The 25,368-nt window shown below is 55.0% G+C and carries 23 protein-coding genes; 8 read left to right on the plus strand and 15 right to left on the minus strand.

What is annotated here, in order from left to right; translation table 11 throughout:
- Nucleotides 1-55: 55 nt before the first annotated feature.
- The 7 genes from OK409_RS08260 to OK409_RS08290 all read right to left on the minus strand — a co-directional run bounded on the left by OK409_RS08260 (nucleotide 56) and on the right by OK409_RS08290 (nucleotide 7,944).
- Nucleotides 56-691 (minus strand): carbonic anhydrase, encoded by a 636-nt coding sequence (locus OK409_RS08260; RefSeq protein ID WP_010254395.1) that lies wholly within the window; start codon nucleotides 689-691, stop codon nucleotides 56-58.
- Nucleotides 692-1,204: 513 nt separating this feature from the next.
- Entirely contained in the window at nucleotides 1,205-1,654 is a 450-nt protein-coding gene (locus OK409_RS08265) for a DUF4385 domain-containing protein (protein ID WP_010254385.1), read from the minus strand.
- Nucleotides 1,651-2,556, minus strand: coding sequence for a glutathione ABC transporter permease GsiD (gene gsiD, locus OK409_RS08270; protein ID WP_163798170.1), 906 nt, complete (start codon nucleotides 2,554-2,556; stop codon nucleotides 1,651-1,653). Before gsiD ends, OK409_RS08265 begins: the two co-directional genes overlap by 4 nt.
- A complete protein-coding gene (gene gsiC / locus OK409_RS08275) occupies nucleotides 2,553-3,482 on the minus strand; it encodes a glutathione ABC transporter permease GsiC (RefSeq protein ID WP_010254376.1) in 930 nt (309 codons plus the stop codon). The genes gsiD and gsiC overlap by 4 nt, the downstream gene beginning before the upstream one ends.
- Before the next feature lie 46 nt (nucleotides 3,483-3,528).
- A complete protein-coding gene (gene gsiB, locus OK409_RS08280) occupies nucleotides 3,529-5,064 on the minus strand; it encodes a glutathione ABC transporter substrate-binding protein GsiB (protein WP_010669736.1) in 1,536 nt (511 codons plus the stop codon).
- 54 nt (nucleotides 5,065-5,118) lie between these two features.
- Nucleotides 5,119-6,975, minus strand: a complete 1,857-nt coding sequence (locus OK409_RS08285) for a dipeptide ABC transporter ATP-binding protein (protein ID WP_010254373.1) — start codon at nucleotides 6,973-6,975, stop codon at nucleotides 5,119-5,121.
- A gap of 9 nt (nucleotides 6,976-6,984) precedes the next feature.
- Complete coding sequence (locus tag OK409_RS08290; RefSeq protein WP_264366963.1) at nucleotides 6,985-7,944, minus strand: isoaspartyl peptidase/L-asparaginase family protein; 960 nt, start codon at nucleotides 7,942-7,944, stop codon at nucleotides 6,985-6,987.
- Between the two features lie 256 nt (nucleotides 7,945-8,200).
- Here OK409_RS08290 and moeA point away from each other — a divergent pair, with 256 nt between their 5' ends.
- Nucleotides 8,201-9,436, plus strand: coding sequence for a molybdopterin molybdotransferase MoeA (gene moeA, locus OK409_RS08295; protein WP_264366964.1), 1,236 nt, complete (start codon nucleotides 8,201-8,203; stop codon nucleotides 9,434-9,436).
- On the plus strand, nucleotides 9,437-10,195 hold the full coding sequence (gene moeB / locus OK409_RS08300) for a molybdopterin-synthase adenylyltransferase MoeB (RefSeq protein ID WP_264366965.1): 759 nt from the start codon (nucleotides 9,437-9,439) through the stop codon (nucleotides 10,193-10,195).
- A 244-nt stretch (nucleotides 10,196-10,439) separates the two neighbouring features.
- Here moeB and OK409_RS08305 read toward each other — a convergent pair whose 3' ends face one another.
- From OK409_RS08305 to mntR, 7 genes are all read right to left on the minus strand, one after another.
- A complete protein-coding gene (locus OK409_RS08305) occupies nucleotides 10,440-12,032 on the minus strand; it encodes an ABC-F family ATPase (RefSeq protein WP_010254366.1) in 1,593 nt (530 codons plus the stop codon).
- A gap of 178 nt (nucleotides 12,033-12,210) precedes the next feature.
- Nucleotides 12,211-12,612 (minus strand): H-NS family nucleoid-associated regulatory protein, encoded by a 402-nt coding sequence (locus tag OK409_RS08310; protein ID WP_003850507.1) that lies wholly within the window; start codon nucleotides 12,610-12,612, stop codon nucleotides 12,211-12,213.
- A gap of 865 nt (nucleotides 12,613-13,477) precedes the next feature.
- The gene (locus OK409_RS08315; RefSeq protein WP_010254363.1) at nucleotides 13,478-15,007 is read right to left on the minus strand and encodes an efflux transporter outer membrane subunit; all 1,530 of its coding nucleotides are present in this window, start codon (nucleotides 15,005-15,007) and stop codon (nucleotides 13,478-13,480) included.
- Between the two features lies 1 nt (nucleotide 15,008).
- The gene (locus tag OK409_RS08320; RefSeq protein ID WP_010254360.1) at nucleotides 15,009-16,577 is read right to left on the minus strand and encodes a DHA2 family efflux MFS transporter permease subunit; all 1,569 of its coding nucleotides are present in this window, start codon (nucleotides 16,575-16,577) and stop codon (nucleotides 15,009-15,011) included.
- Nucleotides 16,574-17,719: an HlyD family secretion protein gene (locus OK409_RS08325; RefSeq protein ID WP_010254357.1), complete on the minus strand. Its 1,146-nt coding sequence runs from the start codon at nucleotides 17,717-17,719 to the stop codon at nucleotides 16,574-16,576. Before OK409_RS08325 ends, OK409_RS08320 begins: the two co-directional genes overlap by 4 nt.
- A 150-nt stretch (nucleotides 17,720-17,869) precedes the next feature.
- On the minus strand, nucleotides 17,870-18,979 hold the full coding sequence (locus OK409_RS08330) for an SLC13 family permease (RefSeq protein ID WP_264366966.1): 1,110 nt from the start codon (nucleotides 18,977-18,979) through the stop codon (nucleotides 17,870-17,872).
- Between the two features lie 20 nt (nucleotides 18,980-18,999).
- On the minus strand, nucleotides 19,000-19,458 hold the full coding sequence (gene mntR, locus OK409_RS08335; protein WP_010254350.1) for a manganese-binding transcriptional regulator MntR: 459 nt from the start codon (nucleotides 19,456-19,458) through the stop codon (nucleotides 19,000-19,002).
- Nucleotides 19,459-19,711: 253 nt separating this feature from the next.
- Here mntR and OK409_RS08340 point away from each other — a divergent pair, with 253 nt between their 5' ends.
- Nucleotides 19,712-19,903, plus strand: a complete 192-nt coding sequence (locus OK409_RS08340; protein WP_122458979.1) for a hypothetical protein — start codon at nucleotides 19,712-19,714, stop codon at nucleotides 19,901-19,903.
- A gap of 240 nt (nucleotides 19,904-20,143) precedes the next feature.
- On the opposite strand, the gene ompX is transcribed toward OK409_RS08340, so the two are convergent.
- Entirely contained in the window at nucleotides 20,144-20,656 is a 513-nt protein-coding gene (gene ompX / locus OK409_RS08345) for an outer membrane protein OmpX (RefSeq protein ID WP_010254344.1), read from the minus strand.
- Between the two features lie 368 nt (nucleotides 20,657-21,024).
- On the opposite strand from ompX, the gene rhtA reads away from it, so the two are divergent.
- The 5 genes from rhtA to glnQ all read left to right on the plus strand — a co-directional run bounded on the left by rhtA (nucleotide 21,025) and on the right by glnQ (nucleotide 25,292).
- Nucleotides 21,025-21,939 (plus strand): threonine/homoserine exporter RhtA, encoded by a 915-nt coding sequence (gene rhtA / locus OK409_RS08350; protein ID WP_264366967.1) that lies wholly within the window; start codon nucleotides 21,025-21,027, stop codon nucleotides 21,937-21,939.
- Nucleotides 21,940-22,265: 326 nt separating this feature from the next.
- Nucleotides 22,266-22,769: a DNA starvation/stationary phase protection protein Dps gene (dps, locus tag OK409_RS08355; RefSeq protein ID WP_010254336.1), complete on the plus strand. Its 504-nt coding sequence runs from the start codon at nucleotides 22,266-22,268 to the stop codon at nucleotides 22,767-22,769.
- A 319-nt stretch (nucleotides 22,770-23,088) separates the two neighbouring features.
- Complete coding sequence (gene glnH / locus OK409_RS08360) at nucleotides 23,089-23,835, plus strand: glutamine ABC transporter substrate-binding protein GlnH (RefSeq protein WP_010254333.1); 747 nt, start codon at nucleotides 23,089-23,091, stop codon at nucleotides 23,833-23,835.
- A 78-nt stretch (nucleotides 23,836-23,913) separates the two neighbouring features.
- Nucleotides 23,914-24,573 carry a glutamine ABC transporter permease GlnP gene (gene glnP / locus OK409_RS08365; protein ID WP_022625976.1) on the plus strand — a complete coding sequence of 220 codons (660 nt, stop codon included), beginning with the start codon at nucleotides 23,914-23,916 and terminating at the stop codon, nucleotides 24,571-24,573.
- Nucleotides 24,570-25,292, plus strand: a complete 723-nt coding sequence (gene glnQ, locus OK409_RS08370) for a glutamine ABC transporter ATP-binding protein GlnQ (RefSeq protein WP_010254327.1) — start codon at nucleotides 24,570-24,572, stop codon at nucleotides 25,290-25,292. The genes glnP and glnQ overlap by 4 nt, the downstream gene beginning before the upstream one ends.
- Nucleotides 25,293-25,368 lie beyond the last annotated feature (76 nt).

The raw sequence follows: 25,368 nt of genomic DNA on the forward strand, positions 1-25,368 counted from the left end.
TTATGCAGAATAAATAGCAGGAAAACCCGCTGCAGAGCACAGCGGGCGAAAAAGATTACTCAAAGCAGGTATCAGGATTCTCAGACAGGGTGATGAACTGTTTGCCACCCTGGGTCAGCGCCATAATGGTGCCGCTTTCGATATCGTAAACCCAGCCGTGCAGACGCAGCTTACCGTTACGCAGCGCGACGGAGACGGAAGGATGGGTTTTCATGTTGTTCAGCTGGGCGATGACGTTCTCTTTGACCATCTCGTTCAGCTTCTTCTCTGGCGAGTCATACTCACGCTGCTCAACCACCGCTTTTGCCGCATCGGCATAGCGCAGCCAGTGCTCAACCGCAGGCATGGTATCCATGCAGGCGCAGGAGGCGATGGCGTTCATGGCACCACAGTTAGAGTGACCACAGATGATGATGTCGGAGACGCCCAGCGCGACCACCGCATATTCGATAGTGGCGGAGACACCGCCTGGCTCCGGGCCGAATGAGGGAACGATGTTGCCCGCATTGCGGATAACGAACAGCTCTCCTGGCTCCTGCTGCGTCACCAGTTCAGGCACCAGACGGCTATCTGAACAGGAGATGAACAGCGCTTTCGGATTTTGATTTGATGCCAGGCTTTTGAAAAGATCCTTCCTTTCAGGAAACACATTCTGCTGGAAATTCAGAAATCCGTTGATGATCTCTTTCATTATTTAGCTCTCACATTATCCATTTCATTACCTGAGGGGCATAGCCCCCTCAGTGGGGTTTGCCCGTTTATTATTAATGAAAACAAGTGAATATCAACCCGCCTTTTACCGGATGCTCTAAACAGCGGCCACTGTCAGCGTTTCGCTTGTTCATCAGTCAGAGGCTCCGCAGCCAATTTCTTTTTATAGCACGGGAAGTTATTGGAAAAAGCACGGTTTGAACCGCCCGTTTTTTTGCCTGTGCTGTGGATCGGCTTTTACGCGTTTTTTCACTACTTTACGCCCCCGGCTCGCCAGCAGAAAAGGTTTCTCTTCTGCTGCTGTCTGACTTTATCTGGCAAGCGTGGCGGGCTATGGCGTTTTAGGGCATGGGGAAACGGTTGCGCATCTGGCAGCACGGGCGCTGCAGCAGAACCGTTGCAGACAAGGAATGAGGGATAAGAGAGAGCAGGACGGGTTCATTAAAACAACCCCGGCAGGGGTTAGCGGCTGCCGGGAGAGCAGGATTAACGCTTAGCCATACTGCTGCTGATGCGCTTTTTTACGTCGCAGATAGTCTTCATCTGCACGAAGTTTGTCCCAGTAGCCTTTGAAAACAGCCGCCGCCGCGGCTTTTTCCTCGTTGACGCCGCGCGGCAGCTCCTTGCCATCTGCGTCATATTTACGTCCGCCCTTATGGTTGCTGTAACGGCGCGCACGGGTATACCCCATCTGAATAAATTTGCGCGCCATATCCATGCCGACAAAATCATCTTTGCGCCGATACTCCTCAAACAGCGCCATGATTTTCTCAGCCGACTCTTCAGCAATGGGAACGGTACGAAAACGCCAGTGTGGCAGTATTTCGCCTTTATAAGGCTCGACCATCAGCACACCCTGCTCACCACGCCCGACCTGATAAAGCTCGGGGTGCTGGCGGAAGTCGATAGTGCTGAAGTCCTGATCATAATCGAAAGGTTTCATCTCTTTAGTTTAGGATCAAGTGCGTCGCGCAGCCCGTCTCCGAGTAAATTAAATGCCAGAACGGTGAGGAAGATGGCCAGGCTGGGGAAAATTGCCACGTGAGGCGCGATAACCATGTCGGCCCGCGCCTCATTCAGCATCGCCCCCCACTCCGGCGTAGGCGGTTGTGCGCCCAGCCCCAGAAATGACAGGCTGGCCGCGGTAATGATTGAGGTACCGACCCGCATGGTGAAATAGACCACAATCGGCGATACCGTGCCGGGCAGGATATGCCGCATCAGGATAGTCCAGTCAGAAGCGCCGATGCTGCGTGCCGACTCAATATAGGTCTGATGCTTCAGAACCAGCGTATTGCCGCGAACCAGCCGGGCAAAAGCCGGGATACTGAAGATAGCGACCGCCACAATCACATTACTCATGCCGCTGCCCATAATCGCCACCACCGCAATCGCCAGCAGAATGCCGGGAAAGGCAAACAGCACATCGCAGATACGCATGGTGATGCGGTCCCACCAGCCTTCGTAATAGCCGGCTAACAGACCAAAGAATGTACCGATCAGCGCGCCGATCACTACCGAAAAGAAGCCCGCAATCAGGGAAATCCGCGTGCCGACCAGCACCCGACTAAAAATGTCACGCCCCAGCGAATCGACGCCAAACAGATGCATCAGCGAGGGGCCGTCATTGAGCCGGTCATAATCGAAGTAGTTCTCTGCGTCGAACGGCGCAATCCATGGGGCGATAACCGCCAGCACAATCAGTATCAGCACAAACAGCCCGGCCAGCAGCGCCACCGGCTGTCCTCTGAAACGCCGCCAGAATTCACGCCACGGCGTTCGCACCCGATTCTCCGCAATCAGCGGCATCGTTTTCAGTGCCGCTTCGCGTCGCCAGTTTTTCATCGCGACTCCTTAAAGCGAATAGCGGGATTAATCACCGCATAGAGCATGTCGACAAACAGGTTGATCAGAATAAACTCCAGTGAAAACAGCAAAACTTCCGCCTGAATAACCGGGTAGTCGCGCATCGCCACGGAATCGACCAGCAGTCGCCCCAGGCCCGGCCAGTTAAACACCACCTCGACCACGATCGATCCGCCCAGCAGGAAACCAAACTGCAGCCCCATCATCGTCACCACCGGGATCATGGCGTTGCGCAGGCCATGCTTGACCACCACCAGCGACTCGCGCACCCCTTTGGCCCGGGCGGTCCGCATATAATCTTCCTGCATCACCTCCACGAACGAGGCACGGGTAAAGCGCGCCATCACCGCCGCCACCGCCGCACCCAGGGTGATGGAGGGCAGAATGTAATGTTTCCAGCTCTCTGCCCCGACGGTTGGCAGCCATCCCAGCTCCACCGAGAAGACCTGCATCAGCAGCATGCCCAGTGCAAAGGCGGGAAACGAAATGCCCGACACCGCCAGCGTCATCCCCAGCCGATCGGGCCAGCGATTGCGCCAGACAGCGGAAACGATGCCGATTGCCATGCCAAAAATCACGGCCCAGATCATGCTGACCAGCGTCAGCCACAGGGTCGGCATAAAGCGTGAGGCGATCTCCTCCGCGACCGGCCGCTTCGAGACCATCGACTGGCCGAAATCGCCCTGCAGCGCATTCAGCATAAAGTGCCAGAACTGCTGCGGCAGCGGCAGGTCGAGTCCCAGCTCCTGACGCACCAGCGCCACCACCGAAGCATCGGCTTCCGGCCCGGCGATCAGACGCGCCGGGTCGCCCGGCAGCAGGTGAACAAACAGGAACACCAGCACCGCCACAATCAGCAGCGTGGGGATCAGCCCAAAGAGTCGTTTGAGAAAATAGTTAAACATGCAACATCCTGCAGCTGCGGCCAGCCTCGCGGGCTGGCCGGCTCCGTTACTTCAGAGTTGCCTCATCGAAATTGAATGAGGTATCGGGCATCACATAAAAACCGCTGAGGTTTTTGCTGTTGGCAGAAACCAGCTGCTCAACCACCAGTGGGATCCATGGGTGATCCTGCCAGATGGTATCCTGCGCATCTTTGTAGAGACGCGCTTTCTCAGCACGATCGGTGGTTTTCAGCGCATCTGCCAGATCTTTATCGACCTTAGGATTGCTGTAAAACGCGGTATTGAAGATCGCCGGTGGCCAGGCCGTAGTAGCAAACAGTGGCGTCAGTGCCCAGTCCGCTTCGCCGGTGGAGGCGGACCAGCCGGTGTAGAACATGCGCACGCCGCTCTCTTTCTGGCCCTTGCCTTCTACTTCAGCGGCACGCTGACCCGCATCCATCGCCGTAACTTTAACTTTCACGCCAACCTGCGCCAGCTGCTGCTGGGTGAACTGCAACACTTTCTGCGCGGTGCTGTGGTTGTGTGACGACCAGAGCGTGGTTTCAAACCCGTTCGGGTAACCCGCCTCTTTCAGCAGGGCTTTCGCTTTGGCCGGATCGTAGCTGATGGCCGGATAGGTCTGAGCGAAGTCGATGGTGGGCGGCACGATGCCGGTAGCAGGCGTGGCGTAACCGGAGAACGCCACTTTCGCCAGCGCCTGACGGTTGATGGCATACTCCAGCGCTTCACGTACCTTCGGATTGTCGAACGGCTTCTGAGTGACGTTAAGGCTGATGTAACGCTGCATAATCGATGGCGTCGTTACCACCGCAAGCTTGCTGTTCTTCTCCAGCAGTTTTGCCTGCTCATAGGGCACCGGGAAAGCAAAGTTCGCTTCGCCGGTCTGCAGCATCGCCGCGCGGGTGTTGTTATCCACCACCGGTCGCCAGGTAATGCTGTCCAGCTTCGGATAACCCGGCTTCCAGTAGCCGTCCCACTTCTTCACCTTCACAAAATCGGTCTGGTTCCAGGTTTCAAACACAAACGGGCCGGTTCCTACCGGATGGAAACCGATCTCTTTGCCATATTTTTTCAGCGCGGTGGGCGAAATCATCGCCGCCGCCGGATGGGCCAGAATGTTGATAAAGGCGGAGAACGGCTCTTTCAGCGTTACTTTTACCGTAGTCGGATCCACCACTTCGGTGCTGGCGATATGTTTAAACAGGTTGTAGCGCTTGAGATGGTTATCCGGGTTGCTGGCGCGATCGAGGTTGACCTTTACCGCTTCCGCATTGAAGTCAGTGCCATCCTGGAATTTAACTCCGGAACGTAACTTAATGGTGTAGGTCAGGCCGTCGGCGCTGGCCTGATAGCTCTCAGCCAGCACGTTGGTGAGCTTCATCTCTTTATCAAAGCCAAACAGGCCCTGATAGAAGGATTTCGCGACCGCCTGCGACAGCGTGTCGTTGGCGTCATAGGGATCGAGAGTGGTGAAGTTGGACGCGACGGCAATCACCGCATCCTGTGCTGCCCAGGCGGGCAATGCCATTGCGCTGCTTAACACGCCAGCCGCCAGTAACCCTTTACGCATCGTAATCTGCATCTTGTTCTCCTGTAATCCCTGTCGGGTTGGTCGCCGGGGCGACATCGTCACTGTTCAGGTCGCACTGATAACGTGGCGGGCGACGAAATGGCCCGGAGCCACCTCCATCAGCGGCGCCACTTCAGGTTCATCCCCTAACGCATGAATCGGGCTGGGGATCTCATCGACCAGTAAGGCTCGTTCGCGACGCCGGTGAGCCGGATCGGCTACCGGCACCGCTGCCATGAGTTTTCGGGTGTAAGGGTGCTGAGGCTGCTCAAACACCGCCTGACGCGGCCCCATCTCGACAATCTGACCGAGATACATCACCGCCACGCGGTGGCTGATACGCTCCACCACCGCCATATCGTGAGAAATAAACAGGAAGGCAATGCCAAACTCGCGCTGCAGGTCGAGCATCAGATTAATAATCTGCGCCTGAATTGACACATCCAGCGCCGAGACGGACTCATCAGCGATCACCACTTTGGGATTCAGCGCCAGCGCGCGGGCTATACAGATGCGCTGACGCTGGCCGCCGGAAAATTCATGGGGATAGCGCTGAGCATGTTCCGGCAGCAGACCCACTTTATCCAGCAGCCAGGCGACGCGCTGCTCCGCCTCGCGACGCGGCATCGCCTTGTGAACCAGCAGCGGCTCCATAATGGAGAAGCCAACCGTCAGCCGGGGATCGAGCGAGGCGTAGGGATCCTGAAAGATAAACTGAATATCGCGTCGCAGATGGGCCAGCGCGGCACCCGACAAATGGTCTATCCGCTGTCCGTCAAAGGTCAGGGTGCCACCCTGACTGGCAACCAGCTTCAGCAGCGAACGCCCGGTGGTCGATTTACCACAGCCAGACTCGCCCACCAGCGCCAGTGTCTCACCGGCATAGAGATCAAAACTGACTTTTTCGACGGCATGCACCCGGCTTTTGACGCGGTTCAGCAGGCCGCCGCGAATATCAAAGCGGGTGACCAGATCGCGCACCTGCAAAATGGGTGGCTGCAGGCGGCGAACCGTATCCTGCGGTACGTCATCAACGGCATCGCTGTGCAGCAACGGAAATTTGGCCGGCAGAGGCTGGCCCTGCATCGAACCGAGCTTTGGCACTGCCGCCAGCAGTGCCTGGGTATAGGGCTGCTGCGGTGCGCTGAACAGCCTGGCTACCGGGGCATTTTCTACTACTTCGCCGCGATACATCACCTGAACCCGATCGGCCATTTCGGCGACCACGCCCATATCGTGAGTGATAAAAATCACCCCCATCTGCATCTCTTTTTGCAGCACGCGGATGAGTTGCAGAATCTGCGCCTGAATGGTGACGTCGAGCGCGGTGGTCGGCTCATCGGCAATCAGCAGGGCCGGTTTGCAGCAGAGCGCCATGGCGATCATCACGCGCTGGCGCATCCCGCCCGACAGCTGATGCGGGAAGCGGGATAATACATTTTGCGCATCCGGGATTCGTACCAGATCCAGCATCCGGCGCGCTTCGGCCAGCGCGCCAGCGTGGCTCAGACCCTGATGCAGACGGATGGATTCCGCGATCTGCTCGCCCACGGAGAAGACCGGATTCAGCGAGGTCATCGGCTCCTGAAAGATCATCGCCATATCCGCACCGCGCACCCGCCGCATCTGACCTTTTGAGGCGCGCATCAGATCCAGCACGTCGCCGTTGCGACGCCGCAACAGCACCTCGCCGCTGACCCTCCCGCCAGCCTGCTCAATCAGCCGCATCAGCGCCAGCGAGGTCACTGATTTCCCCGAGCCTGACTCCCCCACCAGCGCCAGCGTTTCGCCGCGAAACAGATCGAGTGACAAATGCCGCACCGCGTCAGTGACGGTGGTTTCGTGCTGAAAACGCACATTGAGATCGCGCACCGCCAGGACCTGCTCAGGGGCCAGCGGCGGTAACGTTTGCCTGTCGCTCATCTCTGCTCCTTAACTTTCGCGATAGATAGCGACGTCTGCCACTTCGCCAACCCGCGCCACACCGCGATACATCCCTTCGCTGTTGAACGGCAGCGCTACGTTGCCTGCGCGGTCGACGGCAATCAGCCCCCCGCTGCCGCCCAGCTCCAGCACACTGTCATGAATGACATTAACCGTGGCCTGCTGAAGTGATCGCCCTGCATAGCGCATCTGGGCTGCCACATCATAAGCCGCCAGCGTCCGCATAAAGACTTCTCCGGTGCCGGTACAGGAGACCGCCACGCTGTCGTTGCTGGCGTAGCAGCCTGCGCCCGGCAGCGGCGAGTCGCCGACCCGCCCGGCCTGCTTGTTGGTCATACCGCCCGTTGACGTGGCGGCCGCGAGGTTGCCCTCAAGATCCAGCGCGACGGCCCCCACCGTACCAAACTTACGGTCCGGGTCGAGCGGGTCATCGCTGTGCGCGGCTCCATCATGGTCCAGCACTGCCGTATCGCTGTTCAGCGCGCGCTGCAACTGCTCCCAGCGTTCCGGGGTCGAGAAGTAATCAGGCGTGACCATTTCCAGCCCGTGCGCCTCAGCAAACTGCTCTGCGCCCTCGCCGATAAACAGGACATGCTCGCTATGTTCCAGCACGGCACGTGCCGCCAGCACCGGATTCCGTACCCGCGTTACGCCCGCGACCGCCCCTGCACCCAGCGTGCGGCCATCCATGATGCAGGCATCGAGTTCATGGGTGCCCTGATGGGTAAATACCGCGCCTTTACCGGCGTTGAACAGCGGGCACTCTTCCAGCAGCCGCACCGCTTCGGTCACCACATCGAGTGCGCTGCCGCCCTGAGCCAGTATCTGCTGGCCCTGAGTGACAATATCGTGTAGCGCCTGACGATAGAGTTGCTCTTTTTCGGCGCTCATTGCTGAGCGCGTAATGGCACCGGCGCCTCCATGAATGGCGATCACTGCATTGACCATAACGATCTACCCTGTGGTTGCATCAGGACGAAAAACACTGATTTAAAATGGTTTTCACCCATTTTTGGTGATTTTTGACTATAGAAAGCCTGCTAAGTGTTGTAAAGCGGAAACTGTTCCTGTGGTTATAACCTTTTCTTACCGCCATATTTCACTTTGGCCACAACAACAGGCAAGTCAGGCCGACACCGATGTGACTCAGCGGCTAATTCCCACCATAATAGGCAGCATCTGAGATAACCAGGCTGGAATATCCATGGAAAGTTTTACTGCAGGCTTGATCTCCCTTGAGGAGGCACAACAAAAAATGCTGTCACAGCTGACGCCCGTCACCGACTCTCTTAGCGTGCCGCTGGCCGAAGCGGTCGGGCGTATCACCGCCAAAGCGGTGACCTCACCGATTGCCGTGCCGCCATTTGATAACTCTGCGATGGATGGCTACGCCGTCAGGCTGGCAGACGCCAGCAGCGGTCAGCCGCTGCCAGTGGCGGGTAAAGCCTTTGCCGGCGCACCGTTTAGCGGTGAGTGGCCGCAGGGCAGCGTGATTCGCATCATGACCGGTGCGCCGGTGCCCGCAGGCTGTGAAGCAGTAGTGATGCAGGAGCAGACCGAAACACAGGGTGATGCGATTATGGTCACCGCGCCGGTCCGTCCCGGACAGAACATTCGTCTCATCGGCGATGATATTCAGCCAGGCACCGTGGTGCTGGAAGCGGGAACGCGTCTGGGTGCCGCGGAGCTGCCACTGCTCGCCTCACTGGGTATCGCGCAGGTCAGCGTGCTGCGAAAACTGCGGGTCGCTATCTTCTCCACCGGTGATGAACTCCAGCCGGTAGGCGAGCCGCTGGCCGAAGGCCAGATCTACGACACCAACCGCTTTGCGGTATCGCTGATGCTCCATAAGCTGGGTTGCGAAGTCATCGACCTTGGCATTATCAAAGATGACCCGGCCGCACTGCGTGCTGCTTTCACCGAGGCCGATCGGCAGGCGGATGTCGTGATTACTACCGGCGGCGTCTCGGTGGGCGAAGCGGACTTCACCAAAACGATGCTGGAAGAGCTTGGTGCCATCAGCTTCTGGAAGCTGGCGATCAAGCCTGGCAAGCCATTTGCTTTTGGCCGCCTCAACAGCAGCTGGTTCTGCGGCCTGCCAGGGAATCCGGTCTCCGCCGCCGTGACCTTTTATCAGCTCGTTCAGCCGCTGCTTGCCACCCTCACCGGTCAGCAAAAATCAGCATTGCCGCCACGTCAGAAAGTGCGCTGCGCCTCGCAGCTTAAAAAGTCACCAGGCCGGCTCGATTTTCAGCGCGGCATCCTGCGACAGAACGCACAGGGTGAACTGGAGGTGGAAACCACCGGGATGCAGGGTTCGCACGTCTTCAGCTCCTTCGCCCAGGCAAACTGTTTTATTGTGCTGGAACGGGATCGCGGCAATGTTGAACCGGGCGAATGGGTCGAGGTGGAACCGTTCAACGCCCTGCTGGAGGCGTAAATGCTGCCTGAATTAAGCGATGAGGAGATGCTGCGCTATAACCGGCAGATTGTATTGCGCGGCTTTGATTTCGACGGTCAGGAGCGGCTGAAAGCAAGTCACGCGCTGGTCGTGGGGCTGGGCGGACTCGGCTGCGCCGCTGCGCCCTACCTGGCGGCTGCCGGTGTCGGCAGCCTGACGCTGCTCGACTTCGATACCGTGTCGCACTCTAACCTGCAACGGCAGATCCTGCATCACGATGCTGATATTGGTCGTGCCAAAGTGGTCTCCGCCGCACAAAGCCTGGCCGCCATCAATCCGCACTGTCAGTTGCATCCGGTCAATGGACAGCTGGACGATGCAGCGCTGCTGGCGCTGATCGCCCGGCAGCAGGTGGTACTTGACTGCACCGACAACGTTGCAGTGCGTGAGCAGCTTAACCGGCTCTGTCGTCAGCAGCGGGTGCCACTGGTCTCCGGCGCCGCGATTCGGATGGAAGGTCAGATCAGTGTATTCAACTGGCAGCCCGGCACACCCTGCTATCGTTGCATCAGCCGCCTGTTTGGGGAACAAACCCTGAGTTGCGTGGAAGCGGGCGTCATGGCTCCGCTGGTTGGCGTGATTGGTGCGATGCAGGCGATGGAAGCGATTAAAGTGCTAACGGCATTTGGCACGCCCGCCACCAGCCGGTTGCTGATGTACGATGCGATGAGCGCGGAGTTCCGCAGCATGAAGGTGGCGCAGGATGCGCATTGTGAAGTGTGTGGAGACGGGGCTTAACGTCAGCGGGTATACGTTCACTGACAGCTCAAAACTTAAAGCGAAGGGAGCATACGCCTGTAGCAAAGCATCGCGGGCCACGGATGGCCCGCGCTGAGCCGCCATGGATGGCGCTTTTGCGTCTTTGCGAAAGGCGTATGCTCCCTGAAGCCCGTGCTCAACCAACAGACCCAACAGCATCAAAAATAACAAAACCAATCATCAGCACAAAAAAAACGGGGTGACCTGCGCCACCCCGTTTCAATCAGACGATACCCTGACTCCGCAGGTAATCTTCGTAATTACCGGTGAAGTCCACCACGCGATCTGCTTTCAGCTCTATCACGCGGGTTGCCAGCGAGCTGACAAATTCACGGTCGTGTGAAACAAACACCAGCGTGCCTTCATACATCTCCAGCGCCATATTGAGCGATTCAATCGACTCCATATCGAGGTGGTTGGTCGGCTCATCCATAATCAGAATGTTCGGTTTTTCCATCATCAGCTTACCGAACAGCATACGACCCTTCTCTCCACCGGAAAGCACTTTGGCCGGCTTCTTAATATCATCCTGCGAAAACAGCAGGCGACCCAGAATACCGCGAATGGTCTGCTCATCATCGCCAGGCTGTTTCCACTGACTCATCCAGTCAAATACCGTCAGGTCATTGGCAAAATCATCGGCGTGATCCTGAGCGTAATAACCAATACGTGCATTCTCTGACCATTTAACGCTGCCGTTATCTGGCGTCAGCTGACCCACCAGCGATTTTAACAGTGTTGATTTACCGATACCGTTGGCACCGATCACCGCCAGCTTCTCACCCACTTCCAGCAGCAGATTTAAATTCTTAAACAGCGGACCGTTATCAAATCCTTTGGTCAAACCTTCCACTTCCAGCGCATTACGGAACAACTTCTTGTCCTGCTCAAAGCGGATAAACGGGTTCTGGCGGCTGGAGGCTTTCACTTCATCCAGTTTAATTTTATCCATCTGCTTAGCGCGTGATGTCGCCTGACGCGATTTAGAGGCGTTGGCGCTAAAACGACTGACGAACGATTGTAAGTCAGCAATCTGCGCTTTTTTCTTGGCGTTATCGGATAACAGACGTTCACGCGCCTGGGTCGCCGCGGTCATATATTCGTCATAATTACCGGAATAAACCCGCAGCTCGCCATAATCCAAATCAGCCATGTGCGTACAGACCATATTAAGGAAGTGACGGTCATGCGAAATGATAATCATGGTGCTGTCACGCTCGTTCAGCACCTGCTCCAGCCAGCGAATAGTATCGATGTCCAGGTTGTTCGTCGGTTCGTCGAGTAACAGAATATCAGGATTAGAAAACAGCGCCTGCGCCAGCAGCACACGTAATTTAAAGCCCGGCGCAATTTCGCTCATCGGGCCATAATGCTGCTCAACCGGAATGCCGACGCCGAGTAATAACTCACCGGCACGAGACTCCGCGCTATAGCCGTCCATCTCACCGTAAAGTGCCTCAAGATCGCCGACTTTATACCCCTCTTCTTCGCTCATTTCTGGCAAAGAATAAATACGGTCGCGCTCCTGCTTCACTTCCCATAACTCATGGTGACCCATGATAACGGTGTCCAGTACGCTAAATTGTTCAAAGGCGAACTGATCCTGACGCAACTTACCGATGCGCTCGTTGGGATCGTAAGAAACATTGCCGCCTGAAGGCACCAGATCGCCACCCAAAATCTTCATGAAGGTGGATTTTCCGCTGCCGTTCGCACCGATTAAACCGTAACGATTACCGCCGCCAAATTTAACGGAGATATTTTCGAACAGTGGCTTGCTGCCAAACTGCATGGTGATATTGCTGCTAACTAACACGGCATTGACCTTTGTGAAGAGAATGGATGAAAAAACGGCGGCTATTATGCCAGATGTGACGCAGCGCACGCCAGCGTCAGCCGTGGATTCCTTGCGGGGTGATTGATATCCCGGCAGAAATAAAAAAGCCGGAAGGCCATAATGGCCCCCCGGCTCCCACTTACAAGGATTGTGTCGATCAATCGATCAGGAAACTGTCCAGGCTTTTACCGGAATCCAGCGCTTTTTTAATCGCTGCCGGGGTACGGCCCTGGCCAGTCCAGGATTTCTGCTCACCATTTTCGTCGGTGTAAGAATATTTAGCCGGACGCGGCGCACGCTTGGTACGTTTTTTTCCGCTTTCCAGTGCACCTAATAATTCATTAGGATCGATGCCGTCAGCCAGCAGCATTTCGCGATATTTAGAAAGCTTTTCTTCTTTTTCGCGATTCTGCGTCTCTTCCGCTTCTGCTTCTTCACGGCGCTCAGTAACAACAACCGTTAATTTTTCCAGGATCTCTTCAAGATCCGTCAGTGGCAGTTCACGAGCCTGGGCACGTAATGTGCGAATATTGTTCAGTACCTTAAATGCGTCACTCATCACAATGTCCTTGATTAAGGGGGGTTAATAAAACTGTAGCGCCAAGACTACCTAATTCAAATAAAAAAATAAATTATTTTTACGCTACAGATAATTCCTAAGTATTAATTCGGCCGAAACAGGGCTATTAAAATCGGGCGAGCCTGACCTTTTATTAACGCTGAATTAACAACAAATGGCACTTTTACTCAGGAGTTGAAAACGATTTCAGGCAGATTATCCCGGCAGAAGGCAGTTAACGCTATCTACTAAATGCGGGCCATGCAGCCTCATTATTTACGCTTACGGGCCGGAGATAACAGATTAAAAATGTGCCTGCCCGTGACCCCAGTCACACCAGCTTACAGATTATGCTTAAAAAGCCACCCCCGGCACCGTTAAATAGCGCAAAAGAATTAACGCTCTGGTGGCTTTTTTAATTATGCCCTTTGCCACCTGTTAACCATTTTTGCCGCTGCGATTTATAGCAGAGTCGGATTATTCGCAGATCGCTTAGCTGCGCAATAACAGTTCCGCCCGGCTCAGGCTGACTGAATAGCCTCACGCGCCCCCACTCGTTCAGTCGTAAGTTGCCTTAAAAAAGCGTCAAAGAAATAAACTGAGAAAGGTGACAGAGCTCAAAAACCTGAATCCGAAAAGTGCCTGCAACATAAAATTAATCGCTCGCCGGAGACGCTGATAATAACCCTGCGATTACCACTGTTTTATTTTCTGCTGGCTGCACCCGTTCCAGTGATGCTGAGAAGCTCTCTTTATCAACGAGTTAGATCATGATGAACAACATGGAGAGAAAGGCAGCATCGGTTTAACGCTGCCGGAGGAGAGATAAAGCGGTAACTGCGCAGAGGCAGCTACCGCCGGATGACTAATTCGCCTGCGTGGCCGGGCCAAATACCGGATATTGCGGCATATCCACGTTCTGGTAAGTCTCCCAGCCGCCGCCCAGCGCTTTATAGAGCGCCACTAAATCGAGTGCACTCTGCATCCGCGCCTGTGTCGCCTGCTCCTCTGCCTGAGCCAGCTGACGCTGCGCATCCAGCACCTCCAGGAAGGTCGAGAGCCCCTGGCGATAACTGTCGCTGGCGAGATCAAACGCGCGCTGAAGCGCACCGGTTGTCTCATCCAGCGCGGTGACCCGCTGCTGATCGGCGCGATAGCTGACCAGCGCATTCTCCACATCCTGCAACGCCGTCAGCACCGTCTGGCGATAATCCAGCGCGGCACTGGCCTGCTGTGCCCGCGCTAACTTCACGCTCGACACCAGCTGTCCGCCCTGGAAAATCGGAATCGATAACGACGGGCCATAACTGTAGAAATGGCTGCTCCAGTTATCCAGATAGCTGACATCGGTGTTGCGCACGCCCAGCTGGCCGGTTAGGGACAGGCTCGGGAAAAGCTGCGCGACAGAAACCCCAATCTCAGCGGTTTGTGCATGCAGCGTCGCTTCAGCCTGACGAATATCAGGACGACGACGTGCCAGCGTAGAAGGAATGCCTACCGGGACAAACTGTGGCAGCGGGGGTAACGCTTTTGGCGTACTGAGTTCAGCATCCAGCGCCCCCGGTGTCTTGCCGAGCAGCACCGCTAACCCATTCATCGCCTGCCGTGCCTGCGACTGATACTGCGGCAGCTGCGCCTGCAGCGTGCTGAGCTGGGCACGCGCATTTTCCACATCGGTCAGCGGGGCCAGGCCATTACGCTGCTGGCTTTGGGTCAGCTCGGTCGTCTGCTGCGCCACCTCAATCTGCTGTTGCAGCGTCTGAATCGTGCTCTGCGCGCCGCGCAGCTGCAGCCAGGCACGCGCCACTTCGGCCTCCAGTGAGACCAGCGCATCGTTGCGCTGTTCTATCGCTGCCTGCTGCTGGGCATTGGCTGCCTCAACCTGACGGCGCACTTTGCCCCACAGATCCAGCTCCCAGCTGGCATCGAAGCTGCCCTGATAGAGGTTAACCGGCTGGGTCAATCCATTGAGCTGGCTGGCCACGTTGCTGTCGAGCTGATCGGTTGCGCCATTGGATTTCAGCAAGCCTTCCAGCCCGAGCTGCTGACGCGTCACTTTGGCTGAACCGCCCAGGGTGGGGAACAGGCTGCCCTGCGCCTGCGTCAGCTGTTCACGTGCCCCGGCAATGCGCAGCACCGTCTGCTGCAGGCTCAGGTTGCCCGCAATCGCGCGCTCAATCAGACTGTCGAGCTGCGGATCATTGAAGCTGCGCCACCAGCGTGAATTAATCGCGGCGTTTTGTGGCTTTGACGCCTCCTGCGAATCCAGGGTGTTGTAGCCACCCGGCACGGCAGGTTTCGGCGCCTGATAGTCAGGTCCGACGGCGCAGCCCGCCAGCCCGAGGGCCAGCAGTAAACTCAGGGGTTTCAGGCGATGAGAGTAAAAAACCTTCATGTTAGTGTGCTCCTGCACTGCCTTCGCTCTTAATCGGCGACAGCAGCCAACAAAATGGAATCAAAATCAGGGCGACAATACTCAGGCCTGAGAAGACATCGATGTAAGCGAGGATACGCGACTGCGCAATCATCTCCTGATAGAGCTGACCGGTTGCCAGCGTGACGGGATCGCCCACCGCCGAGGTAAAGTCGCGTATCGCCTGCGCCCAGTGCTGAAGCGTAATGTTGAACGGCTCATTCAGCGGCGTCATGTTATGCACCATGTGCGCTGACCGCACCTGTTCGCGCTCGGTAATGGCAGCGGTCGAGAGTGAAATCCCAATCGATCCGGCAACGTTACGGAACATGGTAAACAGCGCCGAGGCGTCAGCATTAAGCCGCTGCGGAATGGTGACAAAAGCGATAGTCGTCAGCGGGACAAACAGGAAACCCAGCCCGATTGACTGTGCGCTGCGCATCAACACCAAAGTGGTGAAATCAACGTTGGGCGTTAAGGTGGCGGAGTAGAGAAACGCCACGGCCAGACAGCTAAAGCCAAAGGCAATGATGTAGCGCGTCTGAACGATTGGCATCAGTTTCAGCACCAGCGGTATGGTCAGCACAATCAGCACCGCGCCAGGCGACAACACCAGACCTGACCAGGTGGCGGTGTACCCCAGATCCTGCTGCGCCAGCTGTGGCAGCACTACGGAGCTGCCATACAGAATCATCGCCATCCCCGCCATCAACAGCCCGGCGACCCAGAAGTTGCGGTCTTTCATCACCAGAATATCGACCACTGGCTTACGGGCATACATCAGCCAGTAGATGGCACCGACGATGCCAATCAGCGCCAGAATGGCGAACAGCACGATAAAGTGCGAGGCAAACCAGTCCTCATCCTCTCCGCGATCCAGCATCACCTGCAGACAACCCAGTCCTAAGGTAATCAGGCTGATACCGATATAGTCGATCTTCAGTTTACCTTTGGCCCACTTACGCTCCCACGGTGGATCTTCCAGCAGCTGATAGATCGCCAGCACGGTAAGCACGCCGACCGGAATGTTGATAAAGAACACCCAGCGCCAGCTGTAGTTGTCGGTAATCCAGCCACCTAATGTCGGACCAATCACCGGCGCGACAATAATGGCAATGGAGGAGAGCCCAAATGCCTTGCCGCGATCTTCCGCTTTGAAGTAGTCCAGCAGCACAGACTGCTGAACCGGCTGCAATCCGCCACCAAAAAAGCCCTGCAGCACGCGGAACAGAATGATTTGCCACAGTTCGGTAGCGATGCCGCACAGGAAGGAGCAGATGGTAAACATCACGATGCAGATCAGGAAAAACTGTTTACGGCCAAACAGTCGGCTGAAGAACGCAGAGATAGGCAGCACAATGCCGTTCGCCACCAGATAGGAGGTCAGCACCCAGGTTGACTCATCGTAACTGGAGGAGAGCGAACCGGCGATATGCGGCAGCGCCACGTTAACAATGGTGGTGTCGAGGATCTCCATAAACACCGCCAGCGTGACCGTGATCGCCACTAACCACGGATTACTGGCGGGTTTCCAGCTCTGCGCCGTACTCATTCCACCGTTACCTTCGGTTCAACAGAGAGACCCAGCGGCAGAGGATGGTTCGGATCAAGGCCCTTGTCGATGACGATTTTCACCGGTACGCGCTGAACGATTTTCACATAGTTACCGGTGGCGTTTTCTGACGGGAAAGTCGAGAAGCGTGAACCAGAGCCCATCTGAATACTGTCGACATGCCCTTCCAGCTTCATATCCGGCCAGGCATCGACGCTGATTTCAACTTTGTCGCCAGGATTCATGTGTTGCAGCTGAGACTCTTTGAAGTTAGCGGTGACCCAGATCTCAGGCGAGACCAGTGAAAACAGCGACGATCCCGCCTGCACCAGTGTGCCCAGCTGAACGTTACGCTTGGTGACAAACCCGTCATAGGGCGCGCGAACCTGGGTATAGGAGAGATTAAGATCGGCCGTGCTTAACTGCGCCTTAGCCTGCTCAACCTGTTGCTGACGCGCTTCAACATTGGTCTCCTGCTGGCGAATCTGCAGAGCAACCTGTGACGCCACTTCAACCTGTGCTTTCGCGCTTTGTAACTGCGCCTGCGCCGAACGTAACTGCGCGGACGCGCTGTCGATATTACGCTGACTGGTCGCACGCGGATCGACGCCGCGCTGGCGACGATAATCCGCCTGCGCATTAAGCAGATTCGCTTCGGCTTTCGCCTGATCCGCCAGCGCCTGATCGCGCTGTGCCGGATACTGTACCTTTGACAGCGCCAGTTGAGCCTGCGCCTGATGCAGCTGTGCGACAGCTAAACCGAGCTGCGCATTAGCCTGCTCACGCTGGGCACGATTGTCGCTGGGATCGATCTCCACCAGCAGATCGCCCTTCTTCACCCGCTGGTTATCTTTCACCAGCAGCTTCACGACATAGCCGGAGGCTTTAGGCGCAATGGTAACGGCATCGCCTTCGGTAAAGGCGTCGTCGGTGGTTTCAATATTGCGGGTAGTGAACCAGAACCAGAAGCCGACAATCAGCATAATCACCACCACTACCGCCAGAATAATCAGCGGCTTTTTACCGGGGCGTTTACGCTCAGGCTGCTGGTCGTTGTCCTGATTTTCCTCTGACTGACGGTTTTTATCCGTCGCATTTTCTGCGTCCTGCTGGTGTGGATCGCGTTGGTTATTCTCGCTCATAGTTCCCATCACTGGCTAAGGCCCTAATTCCCGGGCATAAAGGTCCTGTTAACCTTATATCGGAAACTGACAAAATCCAGCGCAACTTTACGAAACTTGAGAAATGGCGCACATCCTGCCACCTGTGGCGGGTAGCAGGATGCGTCGGGCCTAATTAAGCAGCCGCAACAGCAGCCAACCGCTGGCCATCGACCAGGCAAGCAGAGGGAGAGAAAAGAGATGGAAATGCCACCAGACGGCCCGATCTTTCGCCATACGCAGGGCAATAAGGTTAGCGAGCGAACCCGGCAGCAGGCCGAATCCGCCAATATTGACCGCCCAGGCCAGCACATCGCCAGGCGGGACTTTTTGCAGCAGCAGAATCGTCGCCGGAACGTTGCTGATCACCTGTGACAGACCAATCGCCAGCAGGTAGAGCTGCCCCTGACCGAAATGAGAAACCGCATCAAAGTGAGCCTGCATCACCGGCAGACGCGTCATCAGGAAGACGTCAATAAACATGGCGATAAACACCGCCAGCAGGCTCCAGTCGATGCGCAGCAGCACCGGACGCGCCATCACCAGGAACGTGGCAAGAATCAGCAGCAGGACCCAACCGGTGATTTCCAGCTCCAGGCCGGCGATAAACAGCAGGTATAGCACCACGCTGACAATAAACAGCGGCTTCTGCCACTGCGGCTGTTCCGGGTTGTCATGCTTATCAATCGACCGCTTTGAGAAGCTGAACCAGGTTAATACCATCAGGCTAAGCAGCAGCCAGGCGGCCAGCGGCAGCATCTGCATAATAAACGCGACAACGCTTAATTTGCCGTGGCTCCACAGCAGAATGTTTTGCGGGTTGCCGACCGGCGTCAGCAGGGATCCGGCGTTGACCGCCAGCGCTTCGAAGATGATCAGTCGCGAGATGGGTAAGTGAGAGAACTTTCGCAGCGTCAGCGTCAGCGGCACCAGAATAAACAGCGCCACATCATTGGTCAGAAACGTAGAGAGCAACGCGGCAGCCAGCACCATAAACAGCGCCAGCGCACGTTCGTGCCGGAAACGCGCAATCAGTCGTCCCCCCAGCACGTCAAAGTAGCCACTGGTTTCCAGCCCTTTGGTCAGGATCAACAACCCGGTGAGCGTAATAATGGTATGCCAGTCTACGGCACCGGGCAGATCGGCCCAGCGAAAATCCGCCAGAAATGCCAGAACTACACCAATCACGATTAATAAATGCAAAACAGAGTCATGCAAAAAAGATCGAAGCAGTTGAGGCATGATGAAGGTACGCCTTAGCGTTAGCGGGTTTCGGAGAATTTCTTAAATACGGCCAGCGTTTCATCACTGACGTGATGCTCAATACCTTCTGAATCACGTCGGGCAGTTTCGGGACTGATGCCTAACGCCAGCAGAAAACTTTCAACAATGTGATGACGGGCGCGACTCTCCTCTGCCAGTTTCTCTCCTTCACCAGTCAGAAAGACACCGCGGTAAGGCACCTGTTCAACCAGCCCGGCACTGCCAAGCCGCTTCAGCATTTTCGCTACGGTCGGTTGTGAAACGCCCAGGCGGGCCGCCATATCAACCTGACGCGCTTCGCCAAATTCACCAATCAAATCAGAGATTAACTCAACGTAGTCATCAATTAATTCCCGACGATGCGCTTCACGCACCTGCCGAAAACCTTCGACATGCTCTTCAATATCTTTCAGTGGTCCTTTTGGCGCAGAAACCACGCTTTTAGCACGACGACTCATTCAGCTTCCTCATTATTTTTTCCCGTACTGTCACTGCTGTACGGATTTAGCTGCGCTCATTGTAAACCAGCCGCAAAGAAGCTCAAATTTTTCGTCATTAGCCTTGGCTAAAGGATATAGCCAGTGCTATATTTGACGATAATGTAAGCAGCAAAAGAGCGATCCCTGGTGATCCTCTGTTGCTCCGGTGATGATGACGCCTCTCACCGCAGGCTGCTGACTACCGCGTCGACAATGATTGGGAGGTGATTCTATGAGCACCCTGAAATGTTGCTTAGATTGCAGTAAATGCTTCCAGGCTGAGAAGAAAACAACCACGGAGATGAAATCCTGGCTGTGCCTGCTGACGCGTTCACCGTTCACACTGCGTCTGATGTTGCTGGAAAAACTGCTGGGCCATAAGTCTGACGATCGTCGCTGTGAGAATCTCATCTGGCGCGGCTAATCCTGATTCTATGCCTTTCAGCCGCTGGCTGAGAGGCGCACTCTCCCTTTCTGCTCTCTCTTTTTCCTGTTTCCCCATCGAATCAATATGACCTGCGGCTTCAACCAGCATGGCTGCTGATCGGCTACAGCGATCCGGAAAAGTCGGGAAACGTGCAGATACGAGAGAAGGGTGAGTAAATCAGCACAATAAAAAACGGCCCACAAGGGGCCGCTTTTTTGCAGGTCAGCTAAGCTAAACTTAGAAGCTGTAACCTACGCCAGCAATCCAGGTGCCAACGTCAACGTTACGGATACGGCTCTGCTCGTAACCAACGTCAACTGCGAAGTCCTGAACTGGGTTAAACTGCAGACCTGCGCCGTAAGAGAAACCTACGTCGCTTGAATCAGTTTTATCGCGTGATGAAGTATCGTTCTGCTGGAATTTACCGTAGCCGATACCCACAACACCGTAGATGCTTGCCCAGTCGTTCAGACGGAAAGCAGGACCACCGGTCACACCGTAGTACTGGCCTTTGTTATAAATGCCAGAATCGGTGTTATCTTTTTCTGTGTAGGTGAATGAACCGATCCAACCCAGTGGGTTAGAACCGTCTTCGTAGCGGTATTTCAGGTTGAAGCCGTTAGCTTTGTTAGCTACGCCCTGATAGTCGCTCTGAGCATAGCCACCAGTTACGGTGCTCTGTGCCATTGCTGAACCTGCAGATACTGCCAGTACACAGGCTAATGCTGAAAGACATGCAATTTTTTTCATAACCACCTCAAATGTGAAAATACTTCTCTCCTGACAACGCTGAAAATATAACAAAAAATAGCGAGAAACTCTGCCCGGATTTTGTTGTCTAACAGAATGTTTGGTGTAACAGGAAGTTAATGCGACAACCTATGTCATTCATTTTTCTTATAAAATCCGTCATCTTTCTGCAATAATCATTTTGTGCTCATTTCGTTCTTTAAGTTAAATCCTAAAAAAACCTGACATTTCTTTACCTAAATGGCCCTGATTCTGGCCAAAAATCGCTCAGTTGAGAGAAATTTAAAACCCCATTCCGTGATTTTTTGCCTGCTATTTCCTTTACACTGGCTGTCTCATTACGTTGATGACCAGGAAAAGTACACAGGATGTCTGCCTCTCCCGCTTCTAAAAACCTTGCCCCGATAGTGATGCCGATTGCCGTGCTGCTGATTGCGATGCTGTCGCTTCAGGGCGGTGCTTCGCTGGCGAAAAGCCTGTTTCCTGCCGTTGGCGCTACCGGCATCACCGCGCTGCGTCTGGGCTTTGGCACCCTGATACTCTGTATTATCTTCAAACCCTGGCGTTTACGCTTTAGCCGGGAACAACGTCTGCCACTCCTGATGTATGGACTGGCGCTGGGCACAATGAATTTCACGTTCTATCTGGCGATTCGTACCGTGCCGCTGGGTGTGGCGGTGGGACTGGAATTTACCGGCCCACTGGCGCTGGCGCTATTCGGATCGCGCCGGCCACTGGATTTTGTCTGGGTGCTGCTGGCCGTGATTGGTCTATGGTTCCTGCTGCCTTTTGGCACAGGCATGACTGCGATTGATCCGCTGGGCGCTGCGCTGGCAGTGAGTGCAGGCGCCTGCTGGGCGATCTATATCCTGGCGGGACAGCGGGCAGGCGCAAAACATGGCCCGGCGACAGTGGCTATCGGGTCGCTGATTGCCTCAGTGATTTTTGTACCGCTGGGGCTGACGTTCGCAGAAAGTGGCATCTGGACATGGGCCGTTATGCCGATCGCGTTGCTGGTTGCCCTGCTCTCCAGCGCCATCCCCTATTCGCTGGAGATGATCGCCCTCACCCGCTTACCGGCGCGCATCTTCGGCACGCTGATGAGTCTGGAACCCGCCATGGCTGCCTTTTCCGGCATGCTGTTTCTGGGGGAAACCCTGACCGGGCTTCAGTGGCTGGCGCTGCTGGCGATCATCATCGCCTCGGCAGGTTCAACGCTGACCATGCGGCCGAAAAAGAGTCAGTTAAACAGCGTTGAATTATCAGACGATATCCAAAAATAAACGCTATCCGCCCCGCCTGCAGGCGGGGCTAAATAATAATCATGCTCATCATGAGAATTATTCCTAATCTTCGCTCCTTCCTGAGTTGCCTATTTTGAAACAGACACTTACCAGTTATTTACATAATAGAATAACAACATGATTTAAATAGCTATTTATTTTATTTTATATTTTAACATGGCATTAACCTTCTTAGCCCAGCTCTGCTTTGAGTAAAGACACACGCTATTTCATCCATCGACAAAGTCGTTTCTGCAAAGCTGAAAAGCGCTGCTATACTTATGCGGTACTTGATTAGGACAACCATCAAAGAGAGGACTGAAACGATGAGTACCGCTAAATTGGTTAAAACTAAATCTTCTGACCTGATTTATACCCGCAATGATGTGGCCGAAGACGATAAAAAAGCCACCATCGCGGTGTTAAACCGTCTGGTAGTCGAGTTTATTGACCTGTCATTGATCACTAAGCAGGCGCACTGGAACATGCGCGGTGCTAATTTTATCGGTGTGCATGAGATGCTGGACGGCTTCCGCACCGCGATTACCGATCATCAGGATACTATTGCCGAGCGTGTGGTTCAGCTGGGTGGCGTGGCGCTGGGCACCACGCAGGTCGTTAACGATACGACTCCGCTGAAGAGCTATCCGCTGAATATTCACAGCGTTCAGGATCATCTGAAAGCGCTGGCAGACCGTTACAGCGTTGTCGCGAATGACACCCGTAAAGCAATCACTGAAGTGAAAGACGAAGATACCGCTGACATCTTCACTGCGGCATCACGTGACCTTGATAAATTCCTGTGGTTTATCGAAGCGAACATCGAATAAGACTCAATGCAGTCTGTCAGGCGGGGAAACCCGCCTTTTTTACGTCTGTGTTACCGCATTTTTATGACCCTGTTAACAGTTCTTCCCTCCTCCGCTTCACAGCCTTAACATCTGAGGCACACTACCGCTTGCACCAAAACAGCCACCTGCACCAAAACTGAGCGCCAAACTGGTGCAATGGCAGAATTAACTGCAAAATCGTGTCAGCTATGTTATTTAACTCTCTGATTTCGCAGATTTTGCAAAGTTGGCATAATTCTTTCATATGACAAGCCGCAAACGCAGGCCCTGCCGCCTGGTAGTAAAAAAAGGAAAAATGATGAAGTCACTGTTAAAAGTTTCTGTGGCCGCGCTGGCGCTGGCCTTCTCTCTCTCTTCCACTGCAGCAGACAAAAAGCTGGTCGTCGCCACGGATACCGCCTTTGTTCCGTTTGAATTTAAACAGGGTGATAAATATGTCGGCTTCGATGTGGATCTGTGGGATGCCATTGCGAAAGAGCTGAAGCTCGATTACACCCTGAAGCCAATGGACTTCAGCGGCATTATCCCTGCACTGCAAACGCGCAATGTCGATCTGGCACTGGCGGGTATCACCATTACCGAGGAACGTAAAAAAGCGATTGAGTTCTCTGACGGCTATTACAAAAGCGGTCTGCAGGTGATGGTGCGTAACAATGAAAACGACATCAAAGGCATCAGCGATCTGAACGGTAAAGTGGTCGCAGTGAAAAGCGGCACCGGCTCCGTGGAATATGCGAAAGCCAACATCAAATCCAAAGATCTGCGTCAGTTCCCGAATATCGACAGCGCCTATATGGAGCTGGGCACCAACCGTGCGGACGCCGTGCTGCATGACACGCCTAACATCCTTTACTTCATCCATACCGCCGGTAAAGGCCGCTTTAAAGCGGTAGGCGATTCAATTGAAGCGCAGCAGTATGGTATCGCCTTCCCGAAAGGCAGCGACGATTTACGTGAAAAAGTAAACGGCGCACTGAAAACCCTGAAAGAGAACGGCACCTACAACACGCTCTATAAAAAATGGTTCGGCACCGAACCTAAATAATAATTTGACCGTTATCTGATTTCAGCAGGGAAACTTTTTCCCTGCTTTTTTCCATCGCAACATATCTGGAGTGACACCATGGAGTTTGACTGGAGCGTCATCTGGCCCGCCATGCCAGCGCTGCTTGAAGGCGCTAAACTGACCTTAATTATCTCAATTATTGGACTGGTTGGCGGCCTCTTCATCGGCCTGGTAGCGGGCTTTGCCCGCGCTTACGGTGGCTGGATCACCAATAACATCGCACTGGTGTTTATCGAAATCATTCGCGGCACCCCTATCGTGGTGCAGGTGATGTTTATCTATTTTGCTTTGCCGATGGCGTTCCCCGACCTGCGCATTGATCCCTTCAGCGCGGCGGTGGTGACCATCATGATTAACTCCGGCGCTTACATTGCCGAGATTACCCGTGGTGCCGTGCTGTCGATCAACAAGGGCTTCCGCGAAGCCGGACTGGCGCTTGGCCTGTCGAGCCGCGAGACGCTGCGCTACGTGATTATGCCGCTGGCGCTGCGCCGCATGCTGCCACCGCTGGGCAACCAGTGGATTGTCAGCATCAAAGATACTTCGCTGTTTATCGTTATTGGTGTGGCTGAACTGACCCGTCAGGGTCAGGAGATTATTGCCGGTAACTTCCGCGCGCTGGAAATCTGGAGCGCCGTCGCGATTATCTATCTGGTTATTACGCTGGTGTTGAGCTTTGTGCTGCGCCGCATTGAGAAAAGGGTGAAAATCCTGTGATTGAATTTAAAGATGTCTCCAAGCATTTTGGCCAGACCCAGGTGCTGCACAATATTGACCTGAAGATTAACCAGGGCGAAGTGGTGGTGATTATCGGCCCATCCGGTTCCGGTAAATCAACCCTGCTGCGCTGCATTAACAAGCTGGAAGAGATCACCAGTGGCGAACTGATTGTCGATGGCCTGCGCGTCAATGACCCGAAAGTCGATGACCGCCTGATTCGTCAGGAAGCGGGCATGGTGTTTCAGCAGTTTCATCTGTTTCCACAGATGAGTGCGCTGGATAACGTCGCCTTTGGTCCTATCCGGGTGCGCGGTGCCAGCAAAGAGGCGGCACGCCAGCTGGCGCGTGAGCTGCTGGGCAAAGTGGGCCTCGCCGAGCGCGCGCACCACTTTCCGTCTGAGCTTTCCGGCGGTCAGCAGCAGCGCGTGGCGATTGCCCGTGCACTGGCAGTTAAGCCGAAAATGATGCTGTTTGATGAGCCAACCTCAGCGCTCGACCCGGAACTGCGTCACGAAGTGCTGAAGGTGATGCAGGATCTGGCGGAAGAAGGCATGACGATGGTGATTGTGACGCACGAAGTGGGCTTCGCACAGAAGGTGGCCTCACGGCTGATCTTTATCGATAAAGGCCGGATTGCGGAAGATGGCGATCCCGACAGCCTGATCAGCAACCCACCGAGCGAGCGTCTGCGCGAATTCCTGCAGCACGTCTCCTGATCAAAATGGGCCGCTAAGCGGCCCGTTAAAACTGATGACAATCCAAACCAGGGTAAATCTGGCAGCACAACGAATA

This window comes from Pantoea sp. RG18, assembly GCF_025910075.1.
Classification (GTDB): Bacteria; Pseudomonadota; Gammaproteobacteria; order Enterobacterales; family Enterobacteriaceae; genus Pantoea; species Pantoea agglomerans.

Coding starts and splice junctions, on each gene's coding strand:
- rhtA (WP_264366967.1), top strand. CDS start 21,025: ATGTCTGCCTCTCCCGCTTCTAAAAACCTTGCCCCGATAGTGATGCCG.
- OK409_RS08325 (WP_010254357.1), bottom strand. CDS start 17,719: ATGAGCGAGAATAACCAACGCGATCCACACCAGCAGGACGCAGAAAAT.
- moeB (WP_264366965.1), top strand. CDS start 9,437: ATGCTGCCTGAATTAAGCGATGAGGAGATGCTGCGCTATAACCGGCAG.
- OK409_RS08315 (WP_010254363.1), bottom strand. CDS start 15,007: ATGAAGGTTTTTTACTCTCATCGCCTGAAACCCCTGAGTTTACTGCTG.
- moeA (WP_264366964.1), top strand. CDS start 8,201: ATGGAAAGTTTTACTGCAGGCTTGATCTCCCTTGAGGAGGCACAACAA.
- OK409_RS08265 (WP_010254385.1), bottom strand. CDS start 1,654: ATGAAACCTTTCGATTATGATCAGGACTTCAGCACTATCGACTTCCGC.
- gsiC (WP_010254376.1), bottom strand. CDS start 3,482: ATGTTTAACTATTTTCTCAAACGACTCTTTGGGCTGATCCCCACGCTG.
- OK409_RS08320 (WP_010254360.1), bottom strand. CDS start 16,577: ATGAGTACGGCGCAGAGCTGGAAACCCGCCAGTAATCCGTGGTTAGTG.
- gsiD (WP_163798170.1), bottom strand. CDS start 2,556: ATGAAAAACTGGCGACGCGAAGCGGCACTGAAAACGATGCCGCTGATT.
- OK409_RS08290 (WP_264366963.1), bottom strand. CDS start 7,944: ATGGTCAATGCAGTGATCGCCATTCATGGAGGCGCCGGTGCCATTACG.
- OK409_RS08260 (WP_010254395.1), bottom strand. CDS start 691: ATGAAAGAGATCATCAACGGATTTCTGAATTTCCAGCAGAATGTGTTT.
- OK409_RS08310 (WP_003850507.1), bottom strand. CDS start 12,612: ATGAGTGACGCATTTAAGGTACTGAACAATATTCGCACATTACGTGCC.
- OK409_RS08340 (WP_122458979.1), top strand. CDS start 19,712: ATGAGCACCCTGAAATGTTGCTTAGATTGCAGTAAATGCTTCCAGGCT.
- glnP (WP_022625976.1), top strand. CDS start 23,914: ATGGAGTTTGACTGGAGCGTCATCTGGCCCGCCATGCCAGCGCTGCTT.
- dps (WP_010254336.1), top strand. CDS start 22,266: ATGAGTACCGCTAAATTGGTTAAAACTAAATCTTCTGACCTGATTTAT.
- ompX (WP_010254344.1), bottom strand. CDS start 20,656: ATGAAAAAAATTGCATGTCTTTCAGCATTAGCCTGTGTACTGGCAGTA.
- OK409_RS08285 (WP_010254373.1), bottom strand. CDS start 6,975: ATGAGCGACAGGCAAACGTTACCGCCGCTGGCCCCTGAGCAGGTCCTG.
- OK409_RS08330 (WP_264366966.1), bottom strand. CDS start 18,979: ATGCCTCAACTGCTTCGATCTTTTTTGCATGACTCTGTTTTGCATTTA.
- glnH (WP_010254333.1), top strand. CDS start 23,089: ATGAAGTCACTGTTAAAAGTTTCTGTGGCCGCGCTGGCGCTGGCCTTC.
- gsiB (WP_010669736.1), bottom strand. CDS start 5,064: ATGCAGATTACGATGCGTAAAGGGTTACTGGCGGCTGGCGTGTTAAGC.
- mntR (WP_010254350.1), bottom strand. CDS start 19,458: ATGAGTCGTCGTGCTAAAAGCGTGGTTTCTGCGCCAAAAGGACCACTG.